Origin of the sequence: Alcanivorax sp. DP30 (assembly GCF_009882945.1) — a bacterium.
GTDB lineage: Bacteria > Pseudomonadota > Gammaproteobacteria > Pseudomonadales > Alcanivoracaceae > Alcanivorax.
Genome location: NZ_WTUY01000003.1, coordinates 186,306 through 208,032 on the forward strand (window position 1 = coordinate 186,306; position 21,727 = coordinate 208,032).

The window sequence follows — 21,727 nt, forward strand, 5'->3', positions numbered from 1 at the left end:
CTCGTCATTCAGCCCCGCCCAGTGCGGGGCTTTTTTTTGAGCACACCCCCACGTCACGGACACAATCACCGTAGACCGCTATCGGCGCTGCGCCCACCTTTTCAACCACCGAATCCTGCAATTGGCCTCAACCGCCTGACAGGGTAAATTGCAGGTCTCTATCCTGTTAACGAGATGCCACTATGCGCAGGCCCTTCCCGATTCTTCTGGCCCTGGCGGGCCTGCTATTCACGGCCACGACCCTGGCCGAAGAACCGGCAATCACCGTAAAGGATGTGCTCGATACCGGAGAAAAAACCGAAGCCGTCAGAGAGCAGGTTCTCAATGATGAATCCTTGCAGCCTGGCGACACCCCGTTGAGCACCATGCTGGCCATTGTAGATGCCACTGAGCGGCAGGACTGGGTTGCAGCCGGGCAATACCTGGACATGCGTTACCTGCCCGCCGATATGGCCGATACCGACCCGGCCACCCTGATCAAGCAGCTCAGCATCGTCTGGGGCCAACAGCGCATTCTGGACCTTACCCGGCTCTCCAATCAGCCCGATGGCCACCAGGATGATGGCCTGCCCAGCTACCGTGACAAGGTGGGCACCCTGACCCTGCCTGAAGACAGGCTCACCCTCTACCTTCAGCGCATTCCCGAAGAAGGCCGCCGCGTATGGAAGATCTCCAACACCACGGTCAGAGAGATTCCCGAGCTCTGGAATATTTTTGGCTACAACCCGGCCATCACCCAACTGGCCAACTATCTGCCGGATTTTACCTTCCTGCACATGCAGAACTGGCAGGTGGCCGGCCTGATACTGATCCTGATCGGTGCCTGGGTCATTGCCGCCCTCGCCCGACGCCTGCTACTGGCATTGCTTGAACTCTCCGATCGTTACCGCGACACCCTGCACCGTTTCTTTGCCGTGCCGGTGCGCTGGTTCCTGTTCTTCAAGCTGCTGCAGACCGGTGTCGCCGAGCTGGGGCTATCTATCAAGGCACGGGTCTATTTGAATGAATCCGCACTGGGCTATCTGGCCACGGTGTTCCTGGCGCTGGGCATCATTGAGCTGCTCTCCGCACTATTCCTGAGCAATGCGGCCAATCAGAAATACTGGTCTGGCATCATTCGGCCGGTACGCACCATCCTAAAAATGATCGCCATCGTGGTGATCTTTTTACTCTGGCTGAGCGATTCCGGTTACGACATCACCACCGTGCTCACCGGGCTCGGTATCGGCTCCATTGCTGTGGCCCTGGCCGCGCAGAAGACCCTGGAAAATGTCATCGGCGCTTTCACTCTGTACATTGCCAAACCGATCCAGCCCGGTGACTTCTGCAAGGTCGGCACCACCGCCGGCGTCATTGAAGAAATCGGCCTGCGCTCCACCCGCATCCGGCGAACCGATCGCAGCGTGGTGTATGTGCCCAATTCGGTGCTTTCCAGCGCCAGCATTGAGAACATCAGCGAATCCGACCTGCGCCGTTACCAGCGTGACCTGCACATCCGCCTGGGCGCCTCCCCGGACCAGCTGCGTAATTTGCTGGCGGATCTCAGACGCCTGATCTACAGCCACCCCCGCCTCACCGCCAAGGCAGCCCGGGTACGCTTTGTAGAAATCCTTCGCGACAGCTATCGCCTGCAGATCAACTGCTATGTGGACAGCAGCGAGTTTGGTGAGTACCTGGCAGTCAGCGAAGACTTGAACCTGCGCATCCTGGCCTTGCTACAGCAGAACAACCTGCAACTGGCCGTGCCTGTACAACAATGGGTACGCGGGGATATTTCAGCGACAAATGAAGAAGGGGCACTCCCCGGAGAAACCCTGCAGGCCTTCCCGGATTTCGCCAGTGAAGAAAAAGACGGCATGCGCGGCAGTCTGGACTACCCGGAAAAGGGTCGTGAGTCTGATTAACCCGGAGCTGTCATAAAGACTTAATATGTATATACATTGACTATCTATTAGATAGCCAATAGTTTGGATTGCACGTCGCCGATAAACCCGCGACGATGCAGCCTGTTTTCCTGTGACGGTTTCTCAAATGTCCAAAGACAAGAGCAAGTCCAAAAAGAAGAACAGTCAGCTCATCGTTCGCATTAACGACGAAGAACGCCTGCGCTTTATCGCACTCTGCGAAGAGCTGGATACCAGCGCCGCGCGTGAAGTCCGCCGGTTTATCCGTGATTTCATCAAGGCCCAGGACTCGCAGTCCGGCGATTAGTCGAGGGATCCGGCCCACTCACTTGCGAAAATGGAGAGACACCATGTCCAAGAAGAAAAAGCTGAAAAAAGCCATCAAGCAGAGCAAGTCCAAGATCAGCAAGCATGAAAGCGTGGTCAAGAAACTGAAGAAGAAGCTCAAGAAGCTGTAATTCAGTTGCGCCACCAAACGGGCCATTCATGGCCCGTTCTTGATTCCCCCCAAGGCTCTTCCTGTTTCCAGACCCGCTACAGTCCTCCGCCTCAAGGTGCTAGCATCAGCGATCAACCTTCGCCAGCGGGACATCGCCGACATCATGATTCGTCATCTTCTGTGTGTTGTTATTCCACTTATCAGCGCTTGCAGCTTTCATCCCGGAACCGTGGACAACGACACCCTGCGCACCGGTGCCCGCCACCACCATGAAGACACTGTCACGGTTAGCGCCAACGTGATCAGCGACAGCGAAGCCCGTGACATCTTTGGCGTCTCGCTGGGCCACCACGGTATCCAGGCCGTATGGCTGGAAGTGGATAACCGTACCGACCACCCCCTCTACTATCTCCCCGTCACCACGGACCAGCAGTATTTCTCACCCCTGGAAGTGTCCTGGAAAGTGAAAGGCAAGTACGGCAAAGAGGATGGGAAGGCTGTGGACCGGATGTTCATTGCCCGGACCATGCCGGTGAACCTGCCTCCCGGCGAGCAAACCAGTGGTTTCGTCTTCACCAATCGGGACCTGGGTATCAAGGTCGTCAACGTGGACCTGCTGGGCGGCGGCAAGAGCTGGCAGACGTCATTCATGATTGACGTGCCCGGCATCAAACTGGACGTGGAGAAAGTGGACTTCACTACTCTCTACAGCGAACACGAATACCTCAACGTGGACAGGCCAGGGCTTCGCGAATGGCTGGAAGAGCAAACGTGCTGCACGGCCAACGCCGACAACGACGCCAGCGGCGACCCCCTCAATTTTGTTCTGGTGGGCGATAGCCAGCTGCTGCTCAGCGCTCTGGTACAGCGAGGCTGGGATGTCACCGAACGCATCCACGGCGGCTCCATCTGGAAAACCACCAAGTCCTTCCTGGTAGGATCCAGTTACCGCTACTCACCGGTGAGCTCCCTCTACGCCCTGGAGCGCCCTCAGGATCTGGCCCTGCAGAAAGCCCGTGGCAACATTCATCAGCGTAATCATCTGCGCCTGTGGCGTGCTCCGGTGCTGTGTGACGGCGAACCGGTATGGCTGGGCCAGATCAGCCGGGATATCGGCGTGCGCTTTACCTTCAAGTCCCCCACCCTGACCACCCACAAGATCGACCCGGACGTGGATGAAGCCCGGGACTATCTGCTGCAGGACATGATTTTCTCCCAACGGCTCTCCGAGTTCGGCTACGTGCATGCCCAGGCCCCCAAGACCATTGCCGAACCCGGCCACAACCTCACCGGTGATCCGTTCATCACCGACGGGCTAAGACTCGTCATGTTCTTCCATAGCCCCATGACCCCCATGCATAAAGTAAAGGATCTGGGTTGGGAGCAACCGAACCGGAATCGGCGGGCCTGGTTGGAACAGCAGGAAGCCGCCTCCTCTTCACCGTAGGCGCTAGCTCCCAAGCAACGGACAGGCAACGGGGATACGCACAAACGTCCCTCACCACACACCGCAAATCACACACATTCCGGACGAAAAAAGTCCATCACGGATTAGAGAGCGGGGACTGGTTTGTGGGAGCGCACTAGCATTTGATTCAGCCAACACTCTGGGGACTGTGGTTTGCCCTAATCCGCAATGAACAAAAAAAGCCTCTTTTCAGAGGCTTTTTCGATACCTGTTGAGTACAGAACCACTCAGGGCGGATTACTTGTCGGCATCCAGCGCCTGGTAGTAGTCCATCAGGATCTGTGCCACTTCCGGACGGGAGAATTCCGGCGGCGGAGCAATGCCTTGGCCCAGCATCTCACGGACCTTGGTACCGGACAGCAGTACAAAGTCGTCCTTGGTGTGATCCGGCACATCACGCATCATCACCACGCGATCGAGCTTCTTGGAGTAGGCAGTATGGTCGGCTTCGAAGATCTTGATCTCCAGTGCGCCGGCCGGCACCTGCTCCTGGAAGATGGTTTGCGCATCGAAGGCACCGTAGTAATCGCCCACACCGGCGTGGTCACGGCCCACAATCAGATGGCTGCAACCGCAGTTCTGCCGGAATACCGCGTGCAGTACCGCCTCTCGGGGACCGGCGTACAGCATGTCGAAACCGTAGCCTGTGATCATTACCGTGTTCGGCGGGAAGTACACTTCCACCATCTTGCGGATGGAAGCATCACGCACGTCGGCAGGAATATCGCCGGGTTTCAGCTTGCCCAGCAGCATGTGAATCAGGATACCGTCGGCGTTCAGCGCTTCCTGGGCCATGCGGCACAGTTCTTCGTGGGCGCGGTGCATCGGGTTACGGGTCTGGAAGGCAACCACATTGTTCCAGCCACGCTCCACGAACTCGTTACGGATGGACACTGCGGTTCGGAAGGTATCCGGGAAGTCGTCAGCAAAGTAGGAGTAGTTGAGTACCTGAATGTCGCCAGACACGATGAAGTTGCCGGCAGCCAGGAAGTTGGCCACACCAGGGTGCTGCTTGTCAGTGGTGGCAAAGACCTTCTCGGCAACAGCCTCCAGATCGGCATCAGAGATTTCTTCGATGGCCGCCACGTCCATGACCGCAATCACCGGCTGGCCGTCTACATTGGGGTCACGCAGCGCAATGCGCTTGGCGCCTTCGATGGCGCTAACATCCTTGAGCACATTGACGATCGGCACTGGCCAGAACAGGCCATTGGCAGTGGTCATATTGTCCGCCACGGACAGCATATCCGCCTTGTTCATGTAGCCAGTCAGCGGGGTGAAATAGCCAGCACCCATCATTACCGCATTGGCGGCAGCAGCAGAGCTGATCACCACTGAAGGCAGAGATTCTGCTTCTTTCTGCAAGGCAATGCGTGCAGCTTCATCCGCAACGTACAGGGGGGTTAATGCGTCCGCACCATGCGGCTTCACCAAAGCGACCATCTAATTACTCCAAATGCTCAATCAACGAGGGTTCCGTGAGCGGCGCAGTATATCAAAGGATAAGCGACAGGTCGGCCCGGGATTGAGACATAAGGAAAGCACGAAAAATTATAAGGGAAGCCTTCATGCCTTCCTTATACCGGGAGCGGAATCCGGATTGTGGACAGCGTGGCCGAAATACTCTGGCTGTCTTAGAAGGAGCGGATGTCGAGTAACAGTGCCTGTCCGCTTCAGCCACCCTTGCCGGGTTTCTCCCTGCCAGCGCCAACTGACTCCTGAGCCAGCTCGCTCCATACATCACCGCGGGGGAAGACCGCACTGTAATCACGCAGGGTTTGCGGGTTATCCGGATCACCGATCAGGCGCGGCATCGCCTTGAAACCATCGGAAATCAGACTCCGCTGCGGTTCGAAGCTGGCAAAATCCAGCTGTGCTGCATCCGCCCAGGTATAGATGAAATCCGCCGTGCTGTAGGGACGATGCCGGAACTTGTTCCAGCCCTGGAAGTCGTTGGCCTTGGCATAGTCACTGTTTGCCCAGGCAATGAACGGCACCGTGTACATGGCCGGCGACGGATCATACTCGTTGCGGCCGCAGAACGGCTCGGGGTAATCAAACACCTCTTCGCCATGATCAGAGAAGTACATCAACAAGGTTTGACCCGGAGTACCTTTCAGGGAATTGATCAGACTGCTCACCACAAAATCGTTGTAGCGCACCGCATCATCGTACTGGTTATATTCTTCCAGATTGCCGTCATCCACCCAGTTCGGCACACCCTCTCGGCCAGAAAAATGCCTGAAGCTGGCTGGATAGCGATAATCGTATTTGCGGTGGGTACCCAGTAGATGCACGATGATGACTTTCTTGCGTGCCTCGTCGCTGAGCGCCTGGCCGAATGGCGCCAGCACATCTTCATCATACTGGCTGGCATTCTGTGCGCGGTTGTTGTTCAGGTACACCTGATGATCCGCCATCTGCGACAGCGTGGTGAGCATGGTGTTGCGGCGGGTTTGGGTCTGCTGGTTAGTGATCCAGGTAACTTCATAGCCCGCCTGCTTCATCATATTGATCAACGTGGGTTTCTCGAAAAACGTCTGGGTATTGTTGCTATCGGCAAAGGACAAGGCCTGCTGCAGCGCCTCAATGGTATAAGGGCGCGCTGTCACCACATCATCAAACACCACAAGTTCATCCTGCATGGCATCCAGCAGCGGCGTGGTCTCGCGGTCATAGCCGTACAGGCTCATGCGCTGGCGGTTAGTGGATTCGCCCAGCACCAGCACCAGGGTTTTCTCGGCATCCGGCTGTTGCTCGGTGAGCTGCTCAAGCGGCGGCACCTGCCGGTTTTTGTCGAGAATGGACTCCATGGCCGCCAGCTGATCCTGGTACTTCATGTAGCCAAACACCAGATTCCACGGCGCCGCCGGCTCCATCCGAATCACCTGGTGATAGCGACTTTTATCCAGCCCTTCCTGCTTGACCAGCAAGGAGCCCCAGAACGGCCAACCCACCACCAGCACCAACGCTACTGCAAGACGTGAGCGATACCGCACCGTCAGCACCGGTACCGTAATCTGTCGCCACATCCACACCGGCACTGCCGAGAAACCCAGCACCGCCAGCACATGCCATGGCTTCAGGTAGGAAGACACGAATTCCAGGGATTCCGCCGCGTTGGACTCAAAAATGATGAAGATCACGCTCTGGGAAAAGTCCTGTCCGAACACCAGCCAGTAACTGAATCCAACCAGCGACGCAGCCCACAGCACCACCCCCAGCAACGCCGAATAAGCACGCACGGCACGGGGCCAGACCAGCACCGGCACCAGCCACAGCAGGCTCATGATAATGGCCTGCCGCAACCCCACCGTCCCGGACATACCGGAAATGTGGATCAGCAGCTGGGGTACTGCGGAAAAATACAGAAAAAACAGATAGACCCAGAACAAAGGGTATCGGCGGGCAAAATCTCGCATCAAATCGCTCGGCGCAGGGGGGGGTTAAACAGCATTATCTACGTCGAGTCTTAAACGAAGCTTAACGGCAACCAAATATGCGAATTCATACGATATTCAGAGCCATGAAGCGAATGCCGAAAGGTTAAGAATGAAAGCGCTGCGAACTCCGAGCATGCAATTGGTGCACGTCCTCAATAACTCTTGAGGTCGGCCTAGCATTGAGACATAAGGAAAGCACTAACAAAAGCAAAGAACCTTCGCCGAATAAATCAATTAAATCAAACAGTTAACGCCACTCTATTCTGATTGCGCTGTGTATATTCTGATAGACATGCGCCCCTACCTCCAACACGCCCAGAGAAAAGACAAAACAACAGGTTAGAGACCGGCCAAATGTTGCCCCGACACCCAGCACCGCCCCGTCACCGACGCAAAAGCTTTTATTTTCTCCACAGTTCCAACCGCAACAGGTCTCCGCGGTTTTCGTGTCCTCATGTGGGCAAGCCACGCCTTCTCGTCGATACCCAGACGGTCCAATACTCCCGCAGCCCGCACAGAGATTGCGCCGCGTTTATCATCCCGTACCGCCCTGCCCGTGCTGTCTACCAGTTCAAGATAGTCCATTAACCGGAAACGACAGAGGGTCTCATCCTCATCGCGCTCAATCGTCCCTGCCGTCACCATGGGGAGCAGTGTGGGCTGCGCCGGACTGGACTGCTGACGCCCAACCTCCTTACTGCGCTGCTGAATGGAGGTATAGTCGGAAGCCTCCGGGGTTGCCGCCATCCCTGCCCGCACCGGATTCAGGTCCACGTAAGCCATGCATTGCAGCAAGGCGGCCTCATCCAGTAACGCCTGGCACTTGTAGCGGCTCTCCCAGAATCGGCCCTTGCAACAATCTTCGGCGTTGGCCCGTCTGGCGAGGTGCTCGTTCAGGCACTTCATGAACCAGCCCAGGTCCATCAGCCGATCACGCCATTGAGCAACAATTTCCTGCGCCTTCAGGGATTCCGCCTCTCCCGTCTCCCCGTTTAGCCAACGCTTGACGATCAACGGACCACTGAACAGCTGCATCCACCGCTCAGCCACCTCCCGGTCCGACAAGGACTGTGCCGTCTTCTGATCAATACGAAGCACAAGGTGATAGTGATTGGACATCACCGCATACGCACACAGATCAATGGCAAACACCTCCACCAGCACCGCCAGGCGATCCACCACCCACTGACGGCGATGCTCATAGTCCTGACCGGAATAGTGATCCTTGCCACAAAGAAACGCCCGCCGCACACAACGGCAGATGCAGTGATAGTAAGGCGTGGAATCCAGAGAAACCTGGGTAGATCGAGCACGAGTCATGGGATGCCTCCTTACATAACCATGACCCAACACTACCGGCCCCAAAGACAGACCAACATCAGACAAAGACTAAAAATCGCGTAGGACATCAACCAATTGATGCGTGTCCTCGATTATTTGCCCATCCCTAGTGTAAGAGATTGCCCAATTGATGGGTGTCCTCGATTATTTCGATTATTGTGATTAGCGACTGAGGCGCCGCATTCCCCCCAGCATCGCCAGCAACAGCAACCCCCAGTGCAGAGAGCCTCCACCACTACTACCTCCACCACCTGTGGTACTGGGTGCCGGCGGATTACGCAGAGTCACTGTCGTCGACAGCGCATTGCTATATTCCATGGGCACGCCACTGTCCAGCGCCTGGACGGCTACGATGTATTCACCCACAGCATACTCCGACATCTCCAGCACCAGCTGCGGTCCATCTGACAGCTGGATCTCGCCGTTGATTTGCCATTGATAGTTATGTGTATCCAGCGGATTGGCGTCCTCCAGCAACGCCGTCAAGGTCACCGTCTGATCTCGACGGATGATGGTATGGCCATCGATCTCCTCCTCGCCGATAACAATGCCTTCGTTTTCTTCCGTCAGCTCACCTTCCTGGATGCGCACGCCACTGATGACGGGGGCAACATTCAGTTCTGTCAGAGTCACCGTATGACGTGACCGCGCCGCATCCACTGCGGCGTGACTCAGCACGGCTTCGCCACTGTCTTCCACCAGATCAAAGGACAGGGTGTCATCCGCTTCCCCGGTCAGACCGTCATCCACGGCCAGGAAAGCGAAGCTGGCCCGGTTGGCAGGCTCCGCATCCGACTCGATCACCAGTGACTGAGCCTGTGCGGTGTGATCATCTTCAGTGGCCGTGCCACCGGAGATGATGACAGGAAGGGTGACTGGATACGCCACAGCATCACCGTTCAGGCTGACCGTTACCGTCACCACACTGCCCTCACCCACAATCTGGGAAGACAAGTCAAAACGGGCCAGCGGCGTAATCTCGACGACCTGCTCCGCAGACCCCACATTGCCGTTTCCATCAGTGGCCGTCCAGGTCACCACGGTGCGGCCCGGGGGCAGCTTCACCCCCCCTTCGGTCAGCACCACATCATTTGCCGGTGTGGTAGCTGTGCCATTGATATCGCTGGCCCCTGCCATCCCCAAATTCACGTCCGTGAGATCACCGGTTGCCACCAGCTGAATGTCGGCGGGGGCAATAACGGTTGGCGGATTGTTATCGCCAGGCACATTATCTTCCCCATCGGGAATACCATCATTGTCGTTATCATCCAGCAACGGATCCAGCGTCAGACCGGAAGCAGACTGGCACGCTGCGTCACAATCCGGATTCCAGTCATCAGGGTAACCGTCTTCATCCGCATCAGTGGCGGCAGCGTTGTCATCGGGAAACGCATCGCTGTTGTCGCCGGCCCCATCGTTGTCGGAATCCTCGGTCTCGGCGGGATCATTCGGGAAGGCGTCAGTGTCATTTGCCGCGCCATCGTTATCGCTGTCTCCCGGATAGGCATCCAGAACCAGTCCAGACGCTGACTGACAGGCCGCATCGCAGGCCGGGTTCCAGGCATCAGGCAAGCCATCGAAATCATCATCCTGCTCGGCAGCATCGTTCGCCGGGAAGGCATCCAGTTCATCATGAACACCGTCAGCATCACTGTCCGCGATCACCTCCATACCTGCCAGGAAGAAATCCCCCGGTGTAACGGTATGGCCCGCAATAGTGGCGAAGCCACTACGATGCATCATGATATTGGTAACGGAATCGGTAAGCCCTACATTCAATGTCTGAATACCGCTGGCGCCGAATTGATCGTTCAGTACGCCATCCTTGATATCGATCAGAGCAACATCCGTAACGGCTGAACCGGTATTGGCTGCAACCAGCCAATGGCTCGCAGACACCTCTTGAATGGATTGCCCCTCGTCATTACCTGAAGACAGATTCACCAACATGACACCATCATCGGCAAATCCGCTTTCGAAACTTCCATTCGCCTGAAGCTGTGCGATCAACACATCATTGTCGCTGCCATTGTAGGCATAACCGGTTACCACGATGGAACCATCAGCAAGCTCAGCCAGCCCTGCAAGCACAGTATTCCTGCCATCTACCTGAAAAGTCAGGATGCCATTCATGCCAAACCCGCTTTCCAGATCTGCCTGACCGTCCAGTTTGGCCACCAGACCCACATTGCCTCCACGACGCCCGGCCAGCAGCAGACCGCCATCTTTGGCTGGCACAACATCCGACACATAGTCATAGGAAGAGCTCAGGTCGACAACCTTCTCACCAGTACCATTGAAACTGGTATCCAGGGAGCCATCGGCATTGAACCTTACCATCTGGATCTGCTGACCATTTTGCCAGTCTCCCAGGGCAAGCAGCTTGCCATCACCCAGTTCAATCAGCGCTTCAAGGTTGTCGTTGTATTGGGAAATGTCGAGCTGGAGATACCCGGATGTGCCAAACCCGGTATCGACTGAGCCATCGGGATTGAGCATCAGCAGTAAAGCGTCGCTGTAACCCGGCGCAACGGGCCGGATTTCACCAGCAATCAAGTAACGACCATCGGCAAGTTCTACCGCCGCATTGGCGTCGAGTTCCTGCCCGGACAACGAAAAGGTGGCAATGCCGTCATTACCAAAGGTTGTATCCGCTGTGCCGTCAGCAAGGAAACGGGCAAATGCCGCAGCGGTATCCACCCCATCCCGGGTTTGCCCCACTTGGAGAAATCCGCCACTAGCAAGCTCTATCGACTGGTTCGCAGTATCGATGCTGCCGCCACCCGATAGCGTGACCTTGCCATTGTTTCCAAAGCTGGCATCCACCGCGCCGGCGGCAGTAAATGCGACAATGGCCGCTTCATCATTGCTGCCGTTATAACTGTCGCCCACGGTAACAATGCGCCCACTATCGAGAACCGCAACGCCAAGTGCCACATCCCGGGATGCACCATAGGCATGGGACACCAGACCGTTACTTCCGAAGCTGGTATCCAGCGAACCGTTGGCGTTATAGCGCAACAGCGCCATATCTGAATTGCTGCCGTTATAGCGACGCCCAGCAGCAATAATTTTGCCGTCAGCCTGTATCGCTACGCTGCTCGAGTAGTTATAAGCCGAACTGACCGAGTGAAGCGCTTTCCCACCGCTTCCAAATCCGCTATCCAGACTGCCATCGGTATTCAGACGCACAGCCAGAAATGCGGATGCGCCATTGCTGGCAGTTTCGATCCGCCCGGACAGGAGCAATTTACCGTCGGCTTGCTGGGCCATGGCGTAAATCTGCTCACCGTAACTACTCATATTGATAAGTAGTTTGCCGCCGACAGCAAACCCCGAATCCAGCGAGCCATCGGCATTGAGCCGTACCACAGAAACAGCGGGATCGTAACTCCCGGTGACAGCATCCGAATACCCGGCCACGACTATCTTGCCATCACTCTGGATCAACGCAGAGGTGGCAGTGTTCCAGCTCGTGCTGGCCCCAACCGCCACCAGGCCATTATTACCAAAGGAGAGATCAGGGCTACCGTCAGCGTTGTATCTAGCAACCAATAGCTCAGTATTACCGTTAATCGAACCATGGCCGGCAACCAGCAGCTTGCCATCGCTCTGTATGGCTACCGATGCAGGAACCTCGCCAGTCGCCGCGCTGGGGAGCATGGCGAAACCCTGCTCGCCAAAGCTGGCATCAATACTCCCGTCAACAAGATAACGCACCAGCGTCATGCGGGTGTATTGCCCATCGAAGCCCTGGCCGAGTGCAACCACTTTGCCATCTGGCTGCTCCACCACACTCACGGCAGTATCATTGTGAATGTTAATGGCTGTCTGCACCGTTCCCCCGTTGCCAAAGCTGCTATCAAGGCTCCCATCAGCGTTCAGCCGGGTCACGCTGAGATCCCGGTTGACACCATTGCCCCCGTTGCCGGCAACGAGCAGCTTCCCGTTGGCCAGCTCGATCGTGGCCCTGGCAGCCCCATGGTTGGCCTGATACTGGGCAATATTGGTCCTTGCCACCCCCGCATCACCAAAATCAGCGGATAGGTCTCCCGGCGCAGCGTTCACCGCAGGGGAGCAACACACCCCCAACAGAGCCGCCCCCCGGCAGGCCCGTCCCAACATCGTTGTTGCGTTTAAAAACATGGAATGTCCCCCAACAGAAACCACATAACGGGTATCGGATTTTCCAATGCGCAGCCGACGGCCAGCACCGGAATTCAGTTAGTCACATGGTAGGAGGACGACAGAAAGGGCCGCATCACCCATATTGGGGATAGCGATTACTTTCTTTTCAGAAAAGCGTGCAGGAATGGCGATCCCATTTGTCACGACCCGAAGGCCGCGACCAGGAATCAAACGATGGGCGGCTCGCCCGAAAGGGTCGGCCCTTCTTCAATATCGTGGGTAAACTCTTCCAGCGACTGAGCCACTTCGCCAACTTCTTCGAAGCGGGCGATGTGGTAGAGGGCTTCGCCTTCATTGACCAGCGGCAGGTTGTTTCGGCCGACCAGAATGCCGGCGGCGGGGGCGTGGATGTTGATGTCATCGCCACCAAAGGGGCTGGAGATACGGCCGATGAGATCCCCTTTCTTGATCCAGGCACCAAGGGCGACGAGGGACAGGAATACGCCATCACGCTCGGCACGGACCCAGCTGGAAGAACGGGCGATATAGGGCTCAGCGGGGGCCTTGGTGCGGCGGGAACCGGTCATGCCGAGATGATGCATCACATTGAGCACACCTTTAACGCCAGCGCGGATGCAGGACTCGTCAAAGCGCAGAGCTTCGCCCGCTTCATAGGTGATGACAGGAATACCCTGGGCTTCGGCCACTTCACGCAGTGTGCCCTCACCCAGTACCGAGTTGATCACCACCGGCACGCCAAAGGCATTGGCCATGGCCCCGGTATCGTCGTTGGAGAGATCCGCACGAATCTGCGGCAAATTAGCGCGGTGGATCGCGCCAGTATGCAGATCCACCGCATGGGTGGCGCGATCCAGCACCTGGCTCTTGAATTGCCATGCCATGCGCGCCCCGAGACTGCCAGTCTCGGACCCCGGGAAGCAGCGGTTCAGATCACGACGGTCTGGCAAATAGCGGGATTTGTGGATGAAACCAAAGACGTTCACCACCGGAACCGCCAGCAGAGTACCGCTCAGACTTTTCAGGGCCGAGTGACGAAGCAGGCGGCGGATGATTTCCACGCCATTGAGTTCGTCACCATGGATCGCAGCACTGACCATCAATACCGGACCGGGTTTGCGTCCATGAATCACATGAATCGGCACGTTCAGGGGAGTCTGGGTATAAAGCTGCGCCAGCGGCAATTCCACCTTGGCGCGGGTGCCAGGCTGAACGGTAATGCCATCAATTTCAAAAGGCGCGTTTTTCGGTTCTTTCGTATTTTTCATTGTTGTTCTGACCACCTTGCTGGCCGCCAAGCCCGGTCACGGGTTTTGGGTACCGAGTACCGAAAACCCAAACCCTGTTTGCCGTTGGTAACGCGAAACGCGTGACTCACTTCTAGCCGTTCGCACCTCAAGAGGTGCTCCTGCAATAAACAGCCTTATCCCTTGGAACCCTTGGTTTGTGTCCGGTAGGGGCGTGCATCTTTCTCGATGAACTTGATGATCATGCCCGCCACATCCTTACCGGTGGCCTGCTCAATCCCCTCAAGGCCCGGAGAGGAGTTCACCTCCATGACCACAGGGCCATGGTTGGAGCGCAGGATATCCACACCCGCCACGTTAAGCCCCATGATCTGTGCCGCCCTGACGGCAGTGGCTCGTTCTTCCGGCGTGATGCGGATCAGGCTGGCGCTACCGCCACGGTGCAGATTGGAGCGGAACTCCCCGGGCGCCGCCTGGCGCTTCATGGCTGCAATGACCTTGCCACCCACCACAAAGCAGCGGATGTCGGCGCCGCCCGCTTCCTTGATGTATTCCTGCACCATCACGGACACGTTCAGGCCCATGAAGGCTTCGATTACAGATTCAGCCGCCTTGCGGGTTTCCGCCAGCACCACACCAATGCCCTGGGTGCCTTCCAGCATCTTGATCACCAGCGGTGCGCCACGGACCATGTTGATCAGATCGGGAATGTCATCCGGGGAGTGGGCAAAGCCGGTAATCGGCAGGCCAACGCCCTTGCGCGACAACAGCTGCAGGGAACGCAGTTTGTCCCGGGAGCGGGAGATAGCCACGGATTCGTTGACGGGAAACACCCCCATCATTTCGAACTGGCGCACGACTGCCGTGCCGTACTGGGTAATGGATGCGCCGATACGGGGAATCACCGCATCGAAACCTTCCAGCACCTCGCCTTTGTAGTGAATTTCCGGCTTGTGCGCCACCATGCTCATATAGCAGCGCAGGGTATCGATTACATGGACTTCATGACCTGCGGCCTCGCCGGCTTCCACCATGCGACGGGTGGAATAGAGTCGCTTGTTTCTCGAGAGAATCGCAATTTTCATGGCTGCACTATCTGGTAAAGGTTAAAAAGCGTTAAGGGGTTGCCTGCTTCACGGATTGTCCCGATCACCGCCAAGCAAGAACGATGCCGTTGGCTCCACCATGATTTCATTCATGGCGGTACGCCCAAGCAGCATACGGAATATCATGTTTTCACGGTCGGTCAGGGTGACTTCGATGGGCCACTGGCGGCCACCCAGGTCGATGGTAGTAACAATGACCGGGCGTTCTTCCTTGTGACCACCGGAATCGGTGACCACCCGGCGGTCAAGAACCGGTGCTTCGCAGACGGTGATTTGGGGGTGCTCCTGAATGGGATGCAGGGAAAAGCGTACCCATTCCTGGCCATCACGCATGAAGCTTTCCACTTCGAAGGCGTGTATGGCAGAGGTGCGAGCACCGGTATCCACCTTCATCTTGATCGCATCAATGCCCAATTCTGGCAGGCTGGCCCATTCGCGCCAGCCAACTGTCACCTTGCCCATCAATCGCGTCCCAGCAGTTCAATCTTGTAGCCATCCGGGTCTTCCACAAAGGCCAGCACCGTGGTGCCGTGTTTCATCGGCCCAGGTTCACGGGTAATCCTGCCGCCCCGTTCCCGAATGCGCTCACAAGCAGCGTACACGTCATCCACGGCCAGCGCGACATGACCATAGCCGGTGCCAAGATCGTAGGATGATTCATCCCAGTTATATGTCAGCTCCAGCACTGCGCCTTCGGCTTCCGGCTGATAGCCCACAAACACATTGGTAAAACGCCCTTCCGGGTATTCCTTGCGGCGGATTTCATGCATGCCGAGCACGTCGGTATAGAAGGCTACGGATTTTTCGAGATCGCCAACACGCAGCATGGTATGCAGGATTCGCATGGTCGGAGACTCCTGACAGCGAGGAAAATTCACAGGCACAGGTTGCGCCTGCCGTGTCAGGGCGAAGTGTGGTGGCAGTAAGGAGAATTGACAAGAAAAAACGCCGGATTCCGGCCATCAAGCCCGGGCTTTCTCTCCGGCAAGGGAAAACAAGTTCCAGGACACGGGTTTCGAGTAGCGAAATGCCCTGCCCGGTTCCCGTGACTTGTCACTCGAAACTCGTTATTCCCCCACTTATCGCTTGCTGGCAAGCGCCTGCAGCTGAGGCTCATCAATGACATTAAGCCTCAGCATTTAGCGTCAGTCATCCAGCATAGGGCGAATCATCATGGCAGAAACAGTGAACCCTGATCTTCTACCCAGGCTTCCGGCACGCGGCCTTCGCGAATACGTTGCGGGTGATCACCCACATCCACCCGCGCCACTTCCTGGCCACTATCATAATTGAACACGGACATCTGATCGGTACCGCTCCAGGATATATAGCAATGCTCGCCATCTTCACTGGTGGTCACCCAGTAAGGTTTCTCGCCAATGCCAGTCTTGATGGTGTAGTCAAAGGTTTCACGGTCAACCAGCGCCACGTAGTCACTCATGGTGCCGGCCACACACAGGGTCTGGTTATCAGCACTGAGAGCGATGCCGTGGTGGGCGGAGTCATTCACGTATAACTCGCGGGGCAGACCGTTGGTGAGATCGGGCAGCTCCGCCAGACGCAGTACCTTTTCCTCTTCAAGGTCGTACTCGATGAAACCGTGCAGGAAGGAGAGCTGAAAATAGAAGTAGCGCTCGTCACTGGTGTGGGCCATGGGCCGCACGGCTGTGCTCAGGTTGCCGTACCCGGCCTCTTCCAGATCCGCGGCGAGATCCAGCTGCTTGATGATTTCCATGCTGTTGGCGTCTACCACCTGAAAGATTCGCTCTCCCTTGGTGGCATCCAGAAGATTCTGGCCCAGCAAGGCATCGGTGAGATCGCCAATCAGTTTGCTGTCCAGCGGTGTGTAGACGGTGCCGATACTGGCATGGAAGATCCGCTCACCGTCTTCGGAATAGATATTTTCATGGGGAGAATCACCAGACGGGAAGCGGTTGAGTTCTTCCCCGGTTTCCACATCGAGAATGTGCACCACATTGCCGGTGGAGGCCGACACCGCCACCTGGGTGCCATCCGGGGAGACGGCCATGTGATCAGACCGGTAACCATCTACCTCAAAGCGCCACTCCACTTCGCCAGAAGCAATGTCGATCCCCACCACATCCGCGTAACTGGGCCGCGACACGATCAGCAGGCGACCATCGTTACTGCTGTACATATCGTCCACGTACTGGTGATGCCCTTCCCCAATCAGCAAGCGAATACCCTGGAAGAACAGCAGATCCTCAGGGTTGCTGGCAATGGCCGCCTCCCGTTCCGTCTGATCGGGAATTCCGTTAATACGGCCCAGACGCTGGTAGGTATCACGATCTACCACGTCCACCATGCCCTCCCAATTGTTGCCCACGAAGATCACCTCACGGGCCTGGGCAGCCGGTTCCGGCAGCACCGGGGTCTGGGCGTCTTCCGCCACATTGGCGACCGGCGCCTGCGACACACTCTCTGCGCCAGCCGCAGGTGCACTGGAGCTGCCACCCCCGCCACACGCGCTGAGAGAGACAGACAGCACGGCAGCCAGCAGGCAACGTCGATGCAGGGATGGGATTGAAGCAGTCAGCACAGGAACCATGGTCGATTTCCTCCCAACGGATATGGGTGTTGTTATTCTGGGAACCTCAGCTTAGTTGTGACCATGGTACAAATTAAATGAGACTTCGTTTGCGTTGTGTAACAGGTGTTCACAGCAGGAGCGCAGGATGCCTGATGCTCAACGAGTTGCCAGTGACGAGTTCCGAAAGGCAACGCCAGTAGCCGGTCTCGAAGTTGGGTTTTGATCTTCGCCACTCGCAGTTCCTTGCTCGCTAACGCCCCGCTCGCCCCTCACCGCGCGAAGCAAAGAAGCACCTTTCAAGGCGGCCCCGAAGGGGTGAGCGCAACGAATAACCGAAGAGCCTGCAACGAAGGCATAAAAAACCGCCGCGACCTTTCGGTGGCGGCGGTTTTTCGTGTTGCGTGCAACGTGATGCGTCGCTTTAACTCAACTTGCGACCATTCTTGGCGGCAATGCGCAGACGCAGGGCATTCAGCTTGATGAAGCCTTCCGCATCCTTCTGGTCGTAGGCGCCGGCATCGTCTTCGAAGGTCGCGATGGAAGCATCGAACAGGCTGTCTTTCTCGGAACGACGACCCACTACGCTGACGCTGCCTTTATAAAGCTTGAGGCGAACTTCACCGTTCACATGTTCCTGGGTCGCATCGATGAGCTTCTGCAGGGCCAGACGTTCCGGGCTCCACCAGTAGCCGTTGTAGACCAGCTCGGCATACTTGGGCATCACGGAATCCTTCAGGTGCGCGGATTCACGATCCAGGGTGAGGGACTCGATGGCACGGTGCGCCGGCAGCATGATGGTGCCACCCGGGGTTTCGTAGCAGCCACGGGACTTCATGCCCACGTAACGGTTTTCCACGATATCCAGACGGCCAATGCCGTTATCGCCACCCAGCTTGTTCAGTTTGGTCAGCACATCTGCCGGGCTCAGGCGCTCGCCGTCGATGGAGACGATGTCGCCCTTTTCAAAGCCCAGGGTAATGTAGGTGGCCTTGTCCGGCGCCGCTTCCGGGCTCACGCTCCAGCGCCACATGTCTTCTTCGGCTTCCCACCACGGATCTTCCAGATTGCCGCCTTCGTAGGAGATATGCAGCAGGTTGGCGTCCATGGAGTACGGGGATTTCTTCTTCTTGCTGGAGAAATCCACCGGGATATTGCGCTCTTCACAGTAGGCCATCAGCTTTTCGCGGGAGTTCAGGTCCCACTCGCGCCAGGGCGCAATCACCTGGATGCCCGGAGCCAGTGCGTAGGCGCCCAGCTCGAAACGCACCTGGTCGTTACCTTTACCGGTAGCACCGTGGGAAATGGCGTCAGCACCAGTCTCTTCGGCAATTTCCACCAGACGCTTGGCAATCAGCGGACGGGCAATGGAGGTGCCCAGCAGGTACTCGCCTTCGTAGATGGTGTTGGCGCGGAACATGGGGTACACGTAATCACGCACGAACTCTTCACGCAGGTCTTCAATGTAGATCTCTTTCACGCCCATGGCTTCTGCCTTGGCGCGGGCCGGCTCTACTTCTTCCCCCTGGCCGATATCTGCAGTGAAGGTCACCACTTCACAGTCATAGGTATCCTGCAGCCATTTGACGATAACCGAGGTATCCAGGCCGCCGGAATATGCCAGCACCACCTTGTTGATCTTGGACATTGAAAGACTCCGCAAATGGGCGGCCTGCAGCGCGTGTTCAGGCCTCCCGGTGAATCGAGGGGGCGTATTGTACCTGCACCCCCGTGGCGACGTCACCTGTCACCACCGTCTGTATTCCGGTAGCATAGCCACCTCCCGGCCAGCACGGAGGTTCTGGACCGGGCTTTTTGTCTGTTGGAGTCATCATGAGCGATCAGCACCCCAGCCTTGCGCTGCGGTTTCGGGGGTTTCTGCCGGTAGTTATCGATGTGGAAACCGGGGGATTCAATGCCAGTACCGATGCCTTGCTGGAAGTCGCCGCCGTCCTGATAGATATGGACGCCCAGGGCTACCTGCGCCCTTCCACCCGCATCCAGTTTCATGTGGACCCGTTCCCCGGGGCCAATCTGGAACAGGCCGCGCTGGATTTCACCGGCATCGACCCGGATAACCCCTTACGTGGCGCGGTCTCCGAAGACACCGCCCTGAAAGGCGTGTTCGAACCGGTCCGCAAGGCCATCAAGAAGCATGGCTGTAACCGTGCCGTGCTGGTCGGCCATAACAGCTTCTTCGATCTGGGTTTCATGAACGCTGCCGCTGAACGGGCGGATATCAAGCGCAATCCGTTCCACCCGTTCTCCAGCTTCGACACCGCGGCCCTCGCCGGTCTGGTCTACGGGCAGACCGTGTTGGCGAAAGCCTGTGAGGCCGCCGGCATCCGCTTCAGCCAGCGTGAGGCGCATTCCGCGCTTTACGATGCCACCCGCACCGCCGAACTGTTCTGCTCCATGGTCAACCGCTTCCGCGATCTGGGCGGCTGGCCGCCACCGCCCCCGGGCGAAATGCCGCCGACCCTGGCGAAGGCATTGGACTGATTAAACGCAACACGCGGCACGCAACAGGCCGAACCCGCCAGCGTATGGCATGTTGCTTGAAGCATAAAAAAAGGGGCGCCATTTCTGGCGCCCCTTTTTTGTGCTGTGGTTTATTACAGCTTGTCTGCGTTACCAGACAGGTACTCGGCAACACCTTCCGGGGAAGCGTTCATGCCTGAGTCGCCTTTCTGCCAGCCCGCCGGGCACACTTCACCGTGCTCTTCGTGGAACTGCAGGGCGTCAACCAGACGGATCAGCTCTTCCATGTTACGGCCCAGCGGCAGATCGTTAACGATCTGGCTGCGAACAACGCCGTTCTGGTCGATCAGGAACACACCACGGAACGCCATGCCGCCCTCAGACTCCACGTCGTAGGACTGGGCAATGGTGTGGTTCATGTCAGCGGCCAACGTATATTTGACCGGACCGATGCCACCCTCGTTGATGGGGGTGTTACGCCATGCGTTGTGAGTGAAGTGGCTGTCGATGGACACGCCGATGACTTCCACACCACGTTCCTTGAAGGCGTCCATGCGGTGATCCAGAGCGATCAGCTCGGACGGGCATACAAAGGTGAAGTCCAGCGGGTAGAAAAATACCAGGCCATACTTGCCTTTGATGGCTTCGGACAGGGTGAATTCGTCAACGATGCTGCCATCGCCCAGTACGGCAGGAACTGTGAAATCCGGTGCGGGCTTACCAACCAGAACGGCCATGTTTATCTCCTTGAGCATGAGTGAAAAGCGGGTGACATCAAGCCTCCCGCGGGACTGTGCTCTATCATGGGGATTCCAGCGCTTGTTGCAACCGGCTTTGTCCCGGATTGCCGCCGAGCGCTCAAGGAATAACCAGTTAGCGCCGGCTTCGGCTCCAGATCACCGTCCCACTCACCGCCAGAATGGTCAGAATCAGGGCGGCCAGGTCCATCACCAGCTGACCTGCCAGCCCGGCAATACGACCGGCGTGAAGATCCAGCAGGAACCGCTGCCAGTTCAGGGACGGCGGGACACTCTGGCTAATCAGTGTTTGCTCAAGCGCCACGGGCAACCGGCCCGGCTCGGCAGGCTGCCAGTCTCCCTGATAAGAAGTCGCGGTCAGCTGGTCCACATCAAAACGCAGCACCTGCTCACGGGTCTCCAGTATCAACCCCTGCCCATCGCTGCCCAGCCGTTCAAATGCCGGCAGACCGTAGGCCGTGCCAATGCGTTCCACCAGCTGGCCGTTGCTGTCCAGCAACATCAGTTCCTGATCGCAGCCGACCACCACCAGACCGTTATGGCGCACAACCCCCCGCAAGGGAGGCAGACAATGCAGGGTGTCCACTTCATTGATATACAGCCGTTCATTCAGCTCGGCATACCACTGCTCTTCAAGGGCGAAGCCGCTGACATTGGAAGGCACCGGCGCGCCATACCAACGCGCCAGCCAGGAAGGCATCGGCTGATTGGACCAACCCAGGGCATCGATATGATTGAGCATCACCCCGGTGATGGACAGCACCAATACCGGTATCGCCACCACCAGCCCAAGCCAGCGATGCCAGCGACGCCACTGACGGGTGGGTTTTCTTGCAGCCATCCAGC

Annotated in this window: 16 protein-coding genes; 4 read left to right on the plus strand and 12 right to left on the minus strand. The window is 57.3% G+C overall.

Annotation, left to right across the window (positions count from 1 at the left end):
• The first annotated feature begins 182 nt into the window (after window positions 1-182).
• The 3 genes from GQF00_RS05315 (at window position 183) to GQF00_RS05325 (ending at window position 3,790) form a co-directional block, all read left to right on the plus strand.
• A complete protein-coding gene (locus GQF00_RS05315) occupies window positions 183-1,904 on the plus strand; it encodes a mechanosensitive ion channel family protein (RefSeq protein WP_161318124.1) in 1,722 nt (573 codons plus the stop codon).
• Window positions 1,905-2,031: 127 nt separating this feature from the next.
• A complete protein-coding gene (locus GQF00_RS05320) occupies window positions 2,032-2,211 on the plus strand; it encodes a hypothetical protein (protein ID WP_161318125.1) in 180 nt (59 codons plus the stop codon).
• A gap of 295 nt (window positions 2,212-2,506) precedes the next feature.
• Window positions 2,507-3,790, plus strand: coding sequence for an LssY C-terminal domain-containing protein (locus GQF00_RS05325; protein WP_161318126.1), 1,284 nt, complete (start codon window positions 2,507-2,509; stop codon window positions 3,788-3,790).
• A 258-nt stretch (window positions 3,791-4,048) separates the two neighbouring features.
• Here the strand turns inward: GQF00_RS05325 and sat are convergent, their stop codons facing one another.
• The 10 genes from sat to GQF00_RS05375 form a co-directional block, all read right to left on the minus strand.
• The gene (gene sat / locus GQF00_RS05330) at window positions 4,049-5,254 is read right to left on the minus strand and encodes a sulfate adenylyltransferase (RefSeq protein WP_161318127.1); all 1,206 of its coding nucleotides are present in this window, start codon (window positions 5,252-5,254) and stop codon (window positions 4,049-4,051) included.
• Window positions 5,255-5,484: 230 nt separating this feature from the next.
• Window positions 5,485-7,233, minus strand: a complete 1,749-nt coding sequence (gene cptA, locus GQF00_RS05335; RefSeq protein WP_202560392.1) for a phosphoethanolamine transferase CptA — start codon at window positions 7,231-7,233, stop codon at window positions 5,485-5,487.
• A 360-nt stretch (window positions 7,234-7,593) separates the two neighbouring features.
• Window positions 7,594-8,574, minus strand: coding sequence for a transposase (locus GQF00_RS05340; protein WP_161318129.1), 981 nt, complete (start codon window positions 8,572-8,574; stop codon window positions 7,594-7,596).
• Between the two features lie 183 nt (window positions 8,575-8,757).
• Window positions 8,758-12,615 carry a hypothetical protein gene (locus GQF00_RS05345; protein WP_161318130.1) on the minus strand — a complete coding sequence of 1,286 codons (3,858 nt, stop codon included), beginning with the start codon at window positions 12,613-12,615 and terminating at the stop codon, window positions 8,758-8,760.
• A gap of 335 nt (window positions 12,616-12,950) precedes the next feature.
• Window positions 12,951-14,009, minus strand: coding sequence for a succinylglutamate desuccinylase/aspartoacylase family protein (locus tag GQF00_RS05350; RefSeq protein WP_161318131.1), 1,059 nt, complete (start codon window positions 14,007-14,009; stop codon window positions 12,951-12,953).
• Window positions 14,010-14,164: 155 nt separating this feature from the next.
• Window positions 14,165-15,073 (minus strand): 30S ribosomal protein S6--L-glutamate ligase, encoded by a 909-nt coding sequence (gene rimK, locus GQF00_RS05355; RefSeq protein ID WP_161318132.1) that lies wholly within the window; start codon window positions 15,071-15,073, stop codon window positions 14,165-14,167.
• 48 nt (window positions 15,074-15,121) lie between these two features.
• The gene (locus GQF00_RS05360) at window positions 15,122-15,556 is read right to left on the minus strand and encodes an ATP-dependent zinc protease (RefSeq protein ID WP_202560393.1); all 435 of its coding nucleotides are present in this window, start codon (window positions 15,554-15,556) and stop codon (window positions 15,122-15,124) included.
• The gene (gene gloA, locus GQF00_RS05365; protein ID WP_161318134.1) at window positions 15,556-15,939 is read right to left on the minus strand and encodes a lactoylglutathione lyase; all 384 of its coding nucleotides are present in this window, start codon (window positions 15,937-15,939) and stop codon (window positions 15,556-15,558) included. Before gloA ends, GQF00_RS05360 begins: the two co-directional genes overlap by 1 nt.
• A gap of 326 nt (window positions 15,940-16,265) precedes the next feature.
• Window positions 16,266-17,663: a YncE family protein gene (locus GQF00_RS05370; protein WP_161318135.1), complete on the minus strand. Its 1,398-nt coding sequence runs from the start codon at window positions 17,661-17,663 to the stop codon at window positions 16,266-16,268.
• 403 nt (window positions 17,664-18,066) lie between these two features.
• Entirely contained in the window at window positions 18,067-19,290 is a 1,224-nt protein-coding gene (locus GQF00_RS05375; protein WP_161318136.1) for an argininosuccinate synthase, read from the minus strand.
• A 185-nt stretch (window positions 19,291-19,475) separates the two neighbouring features.
• Here GQF00_RS05375 and rnt point away from each other — a divergent pair, with 185 nt between their 5' ends.
• A complete protein-coding gene (rnt, locus tag GQF00_RS05380; RefSeq protein WP_161318137.1) occupies window positions 19,476-20,144 on the plus strand; it encodes a ribonuclease T in 669 nt (222 codons plus the stop codon).
• Between the two features lie 113 nt (window positions 20,145-20,257).
• Here rnt and GQF00_RS05385 read toward each other — a convergent pair whose 3' ends face one another.
• Window positions 20,258-20,860, minus strand: a complete 603-nt coding sequence (locus tag GQF00_RS05385; RefSeq protein WP_161318138.1) for a peroxiredoxin — start codon at window positions 20,858-20,860, stop codon at window positions 20,258-20,260.
• 136 nt (window positions 20,861-20,996) lie between these two features.
• On the minus strand, window positions 20,997-21,722 hold the full coding sequence (locus tag GQF00_RS05390; protein WP_161318139.1) for a PepSY-associated TM helix domain-containing protein: 726 nt from the start codon (window positions 21,720-21,722) through the stop codon (window positions 20,997-20,999).
• Between the last annotated feature and the right edge of the window lie 5 nt (window positions 21,723-21,727).

Excerpts from the sequence above, each read along its gene's own strand:
- GQF00_RS05315 (WP_161318124.1), top strand. The coding sequence starts at position 183 with ATGCGCAGGCCCTTCCCGATTCTTCTGGCCCTGGCGGGCCTGCTATTC.
- GQF00_RS05320 (WP_161318125.1), top strand. The coding sequence starts at position 2,032 with ATGTCCAAAGACAAGAGCAAGTCCAAAAAGAAGAACAGTCAGCTCATC.
- GQF00_RS05325 (WP_161318126.1), top strand. The coding sequence starts at position 2,507 with ATGATTCGTCATCTTCTGTGTGTTGTTATTCCACTTATCAGCGCTTGC.
- sat (WP_161318127.1), bottom strand. The coding sequence starts at position 5,254 with ATGGTCGCTTTGGTGAAGCCGCATGGTGCGGACGCATTAACCCCCCTG.
- cptA (WP_202560392.1), bottom strand. The coding sequence starts at position 7,233 with ATGCGAGATTTTGCCCGCCGATACCCTTTGTTCTGGGTCTATCTGTTT.
- GQF00_RS05340 (WP_161318129.1), bottom strand. The coding sequence starts at position 8,574 with ATGACTCGTGCTCGATCTACCCAGGTTTCTCTGGATTCCACGCCTTAC.
- GQF00_RS05350 (WP_161318131.1), bottom strand. The coding sequence starts at position 14,009 with ATGAAAAATACGAAAGAACCGAAAAACGCGCCTTTTGAAATTGATGGC.
- rimK (WP_161318132.1), bottom strand. The coding sequence starts at position 15,073 with ATGAAAATTGCGATTCTCTCGAGAAACAAGCGACTCTATTCCACCCGT.
- GQF00_RS05360 (WP_202560393.1), bottom strand. The coding sequence starts at position 15,556 with ATGGGCAAGGTGACAGTTGGCTGGCGCGAATGGGCCAGCCTGCCAGAA.
- gloA (WP_161318134.1), bottom strand. The coding sequence starts at position 15,939 with ATGCGAATCCTGCATACCATGCTGCGTGTTGGCGATCTCGAAAAATCC.
- GQF00_RS05370 (WP_161318135.1), bottom strand. The coding sequence starts at position 17,663 with ATGGTTCCTGTGCTGACTGCTTCAATCCCATCCCTGCATCGACGTTGC.
- GQF00_RS05375 (WP_161318136.1), bottom strand. The coding sequence starts at position 19,290 with ATGTCCAAGATCAACAAGGTGGTGCTGGCATATTCCGGCGGCCTGGAT.
- rnt (WP_161318137.1), top strand. The coding sequence starts at position 19,476 with ATGAGCGATCAGCACCCCAGCCTTGCGCTGCGGTTTCGGGGGTTTCTG.
- GQF00_RS05385 (WP_161318138.1), bottom strand. The coding sequence starts at position 20,860 with ATGGCCGTTCTGGTTGGTAAGCCCGCACCGGATTTCACAGTTCCTGCC.
- GQF00_RS05390 (WP_161318139.1), bottom strand. The coding sequence starts at position 21,722 with ATGGCTGCAAGAAAACCCACCCGTCAGTGGCGTCGCTGGCATCGCTGG.